This is a genomic window from Neisseria sp. N95_16 (genome assembly GCF_002551535.2).
In the GTDB taxonomy this organism is placed as follows: Bacteria; Pseudomonadota; Gammaproteobacteria; order Burkholderiales; family Neisseriaceae; genus Neisseria; species Neisseria brasiliensis.
In genome coordinates, this window is record NZ_PDBT02000113.1 from 1 (window position 1) to 4,588 (window position 4,588).

Genomic DNA, 4,588 nt, shown 5'->3' on the forward strand with positions numbered 1-4,588 from the left:
CTGTTGTGCTTTTCGGTAACAGTAGGTTCCGTTGACGGAATGCCGTCTGATTTCCCGACTGACGGTGGCGGGATGACAACCGATGTTCTGTGCGATTTGGTTTAGGGGTAGGTTGCGGTAATGTCTGGAAATGTAGTATCTTTGGTGTGAGGTCAGTTGTGTGTAGGCCATATTGCAATCTTTCTTGTCAGGAAAGGCAGTATACTACCGCATACTGGCCTTTTCTGTTATTGGAAATTGCACTTGTTAGGCGAATGTAAGGCCGTCTGAAAAATAGTAACCACGCTCATTTTGTGGTAACTTATTTCAGACGGCCTTTTCTGTTCCACCGCGCACACACGGTGGATAAAGCCTGACTGCCAAAACAATAAAACAAAACGTAACTTACTTATCCTATGAATCCCAATTTCGGCTTAAAACTCAAGCAAACCCAGCAGCTCAATCAAAGGCTGCAACAAGCCTTGCGCGTGTTGCAGATGTCGAATCAAGACATTGAGCGCGAAATAGAAGACTGGCTGCAGGAAAATCCCTTGCTCGAACGCCCCGAATCCGATGAATTTAGCGAAGCCGAGTTCAACAGCAGTATTTCTGCCGCCCTACCACGCAGCAACCAAATCGGCGGCGACGATGCCGAAGATGCTTGGCTCAATGTTGCCGAAGAAGAAGATTTCAACGCTTATCTGCACGCGCAAGTATGCGAACACCCACTTTCCAAAACCGAAGCCGCGCATGTCCACATTCTGATTGATTTTCTCGACGAACAAGGCTACTTCACCGACAGCCTGTCGGAAGTGATCGACCACACCCCGCTGGAATGGATGCTGGATGAAGACGATTTGCAAAACGCGCTCGACATCCTGCAAACTTTCGATCCACCCGGCGTGGCCGCCACCGACATTACCGAATCCCTGCTGTTGCAACTCATGCGCCTGCCTGCCTCGCCCGAGCGCCAACTAGCCGGCCACCTGATACAAAGCTCATTTGACGAACTGGGCAAAAACCGTCAGCAAAATATCCAGCGTTTCCAAAAAATGTATCCCGAATCCACGCCGCGAACCATTCAGACGGCCTTGGATTTGATTGCTTCACTCAACCCTTATCCGGCTTACGGTTTTGCCTCTGCCGAACCGACTGCCTACATCCAGCCCGATGTGTGGGTTAAAGAAACGGCAGACGGCTGGAAAATCAGCCTCAACGAAGCCGCTTGGCCAAAAATTCAAATCAACCGCGAATATACTGAGCTACTACAAGAAATCGAAAGTGCCTCACCTGAATGGAAAGAAAAGCTGAACGAAGCACGCCAAAAAATCGACAGCTTGGAATTGCGCAAAAGCACGGTTATCCGCTTGGCAGAATACATCGTTGAGCGACAAGAAGATTTTTTCATCTTCGGCGAAATCGGCCTCGTGCCCATGCTGCTCAAAGATGCCGCCGCCGAATTGGAGCTGGCCGAATCCACCATTTCAAGAGCCGCCAACCAAAAATATTTAGCTTGCCCACGCGGTTTATTTGCGTTACGCTATTTCTTCACACAGGCAGTCAGCACCGACAGCAACAATGAAGGCGTGAGCCAAGGCGCGGTAAAAGCCATGCTCAAACAATTGATCGACAGCGAAAACGCGCACAAGCCGCATTCCGATGAAGCCTTGGTGCAGCTCTTAAAACAACAAGGCGTTGAACTCGCCCGCCGCACCGTCGCCAAATACAGGGAGTCGCTCGATATTCCACCTGCGCACAAGCGCAAGCTTATCGGCTGAACACAAGATTTTTATGTCCGTCACGTTGGCGGATTTACTCACCGAAGGAGTTGTATTATGAACCTGAAAATTACCGGTCTGAATTTTGATGTTACCGAAGCGATTAAAAACTATGTGTCTGAAAAATTGAAACGCATCAACCGCCATGCCGCCAATGTGATTTCTGTGGCCATTACCCTCTCGGTTGAAAAAGTGAATCAAAAAGCCGAAGCCGATTTGCACTTGGCCGGCAAAGATTTGCACGTTGAAGCGGTAGAACAAGACATGTATGCCGCGATTGATGTGCTGATGGATAAATTGGATCGCGCAGTATTGAAGCATAAAGAGAAAAGCAACGATGCCCGCGCCCCACGCCCTGCCGATGTGGTTGGCGACGAACAAGAATAAACCCTGATAAAAAATGCCGTCTGAAACTGTTCAGACGGCATTTTTGATGATTGGATACATTCTTTCATTCCCCCAATGCAAATAAAAAAACCATTCAACAGAATGGTTTTTTTATCATTTTATCTTAGCGTTTGCGGCCGAAAATCAGCGACAATACCGCCAAAATCAAGAAACCGACAAATAAGATTTTTGCAATGCCCGCGGCGCTACCAGCAATACCACCGAAGCCCAATACCGCAGCAATAATCGAAATCACGAAAAATACGATTGCATAATGTAACATAGGAGTCTCCTCTGCTTTGTTTATATTGAATTAGTGTCGCATTCCGATTCGGGTCAACTGAATGCATGGCTCTACAATAGCACAATCGTTTTCGATAATCCAACCACCAAAGCCTATATTTCATAGCTTTACAAAGCATATTACACAAGACTACATTTCAATTCATTAATGTAATATTGAGAAAATAAGCCCAAATGTCATCTTAACTTTTCTTACCATCCGACTTCTTGCCGCATAAATATAGGTTAAAAGCCGTCTGAAAGAATCTCGATGCCCAGCACAAATAAATCTGCTCTGTTAAAATACGCGATAGCCATTACAGGTCGATGAAGCGCTTGAATTTAGCGTAATCAGCCCAATTGTAACCCCCACCACATTCCATTCATACCGAGAGATTTATGAATATCCAAGAGATTCAGACTGCCCTGCAAGCAGTTGCCATTCCACACACACAACGCACGCTTGGCAGTGAAAATGCCATCAAAAGCGTCAACCATGATTCAGACGGCCTGCACATTACCTTGCAATTCGGCTATCCCGTTTTGCACATCGGCAATGAATTGGCCAACCGCATTCAGGAAGCCATCATCGGCTTCACCGGCGATACCGGCATTCATTTGAGCATCGACACCCTGGTCGGCACACACAAAGTGCAACCGGGTGTGGCCACCATCAAGGGCGTAAAAAACATCATCGCTGTCGGCTCCGGCAAAGGCGGCGTGGGCAAATCCACCACCACCGCCAACTTGGCCACCGCCATGGCACGCATGGGCGCGCGTGTTGGCGTATTGGATGCCGATTTATACGGTCCGAGCCAACCGACCATGCTGGGCGTATCGGCCGGCAAACCGGATACCAAAAACGAAAAACTGGTGCCGATTACCACCGAAAGCGGCATTCAAGTGATGTCGATCGGTTTTCTGATGGACACCGACCAAGCCGTGATTTGGCGCGGCCCATTGTTGAGCCAAGCCTTGCAGCAATTATTGTTCCAAAGCGAATGGGACGATGTGGATTACCTGTTTATCGACTTGCCACCGGGCACCGGCGACATTCAATTAACCCTGTCGCAAAAAATTCCGGTAACCGGCGCTGTGGTTGTGACCACGCCGCAAGATATCGCCCTGATTGACGCGCGCAAAGCAGTGGATATGTTCAAGAAAGTAAACATCCCTATCTTTGGCGTATTGGAAAATATGTCGGTACACATCTGCTCCAACTGCGGCCACAGCGAAGCCATTTTCGGCACTGAAGGCGGCAAAGACTTAGCAGGCCGTCTGAATGTACCATTGCTCGGCCAACTGCCGCTCAGCCTGCCGGTGCGCGAAGCAATGGATAACGGCCAAGCCGCCGCGCTATTGGAAAACCACGGCGAAGTGGAAAAAATCTACACCGACGCAGCGTTCCAACTGGCTTTGTCTATTGCCGATAAAGGCAAAGACTTCAGCAGCCGCTTCCCGAAAATTGTGGTGGAATAAAGCCAGTCAAATTAAACAAAAGCCGTCTGAACAGTTTTCAGACGGCTTTTTTGATGGATTAGATTTTAAAAAGCAGAGACCTTTACAAAACCTGATGAACCATTAATAACAACCAAAACTGCCGTCATTCCCACACAGGTGGAAATGACGGCAGTTTTTATGTGCACTGGCTTTTAAAGGCGTTTAGCAACAGTCCCAGCCCACGCTTTTAACTTGCACATAAATCAAAAAAGCCATCGAAAACGATGGCTTTTTTGATTTATCTGGTGGGTCGTGAAGGATTCGAACCTTCGACCAACGGATTAAAAGTCCGCTGCTCTACCGACTGAGCTAACGACCCGATAAGCTGTGTATTATAGTAGTGGGATTTATGCCTGTCAAGCCTTTGTGACCATTTTCTTACATTATCCGTCATCAAAAAGGCCGTCTGAATCTTCAGACGGCCTTGATTGCTTATCCGATTATTGACGGATACGGGCAGGTGTTTGCACCACTTCGCGGATAATCACTTCGCGTACAGGCTCTTTTTCTTTAGGACCACAACCTTCAGGATTCCAGAAGAATGATTGTGCATTTTTGTCTTGGGGCTTAGGAAGCAAAATCATCAAAAAACCTGATAAGCTCCTAATATGAAACTAAAAAATAAGTATCAAAAGTTCAGCAAAATTTCAGAGCAAAAGTTT

At 47.5% G+C, this 4,588-nt stretch carries 5 protein-coding genes, 1 tRNA gene and 1 pseudogene; 3 read left to right on the plus strand and 4 right to left on the minus strand.

Annotation, left to right across the window (positions count from 1 at the left end; translation table 11 throughout):
• Positions 1 to 171, minus strand: a 171-nt coding sequence (locus CRG49_RS14120) for a helix-turn-helix domain-containing protein (protein WP_157807888.1), incomplete at its 3' end; no start/stop codon positions are given.
• 224 nt (positions 172 to 395) lie between these two features.
• Between CRG49_RS14120 and rpoN the strand changes: the two genes are divergently transcribed.
• Positions 396 to 1,757: an RNA polymerase factor sigma-54 gene (gene rpoN, locus CRG49_RS12275; protein WP_095503743.1), complete on the plus strand. Its 1,362-nt coding sequence runs from the start codon at positions 396 to 398 to the stop codon at positions 1,755 to 1,757.
• Positions 1,758 to 1,814: 57 nt separating this feature from the next.
• Complete coding sequence (gene hpf, locus CRG49_RS12280; RefSeq protein WP_095503742.1) at positions 1,815 to 2,144, plus strand: ribosome hibernation-promoting factor, HPF/YfiA family; 330 nt, start codon at positions 1,815 to 1,817, stop codon at positions 2,142 to 2,144.
• Positions 2,145 to 2,268: 124 nt separating this feature from the next.
• Here the strand turns inward: hpf and CRG49_RS12285 are convergent, their stop codons facing one another.
• The gene (locus CRG49_RS12285; RefSeq protein ID WP_095503741.1) at positions 2,269 to 2,427 is read right to left on the minus strand and encodes a DUF1328 domain-containing protein; all 159 of its coding nucleotides are present in this window, start codon (positions 2,425 to 2,427) and stop codon (positions 2,269 to 2,271) included.
• A gap of 398 nt (positions 2,428 to 2,825) precedes the next feature.
• Here CRG49_RS12285 and apbC point away from each other — a divergent pair, with 398 nt between their 5' ends.
• On the plus strand, positions 2,826 to 3,905 hold the full coding sequence (gene apbC, locus CRG49_RS12290; protein ID WP_095503740.1) for an iron-sulfur cluster carrier protein ApbC: 1,080 nt from the start codon (positions 2,826 to 2,828) through the stop codon (positions 3,903 to 3,905).
• A gap of 264 nt (positions 3,906 to 4,169) precedes the next feature.
• Here apbC and CRG49_RS12295 read toward each other — a convergent pair.
• Both CRG49_RS12295 and CRG49_RS12300 read right to left on the minus strand, forming a co-directional pair.
• A tRNA-Lys gene (locus CRG49_RS12295) sits at positions 4,170 to 4,245 on the minus strand.
• A 121-nt stretch (positions 4,246 to 4,366) separates the two neighbouring features.
• Positions 4,367 to 4,489 (minus strand): annotated as a pseudogene (locus tag CRG49_RS12300) (outer membrane protein assembly factor BamE); the annotation flags it as partial.
• Positions 4,490 to 4,588 lie beyond the last annotated feature (99 nt).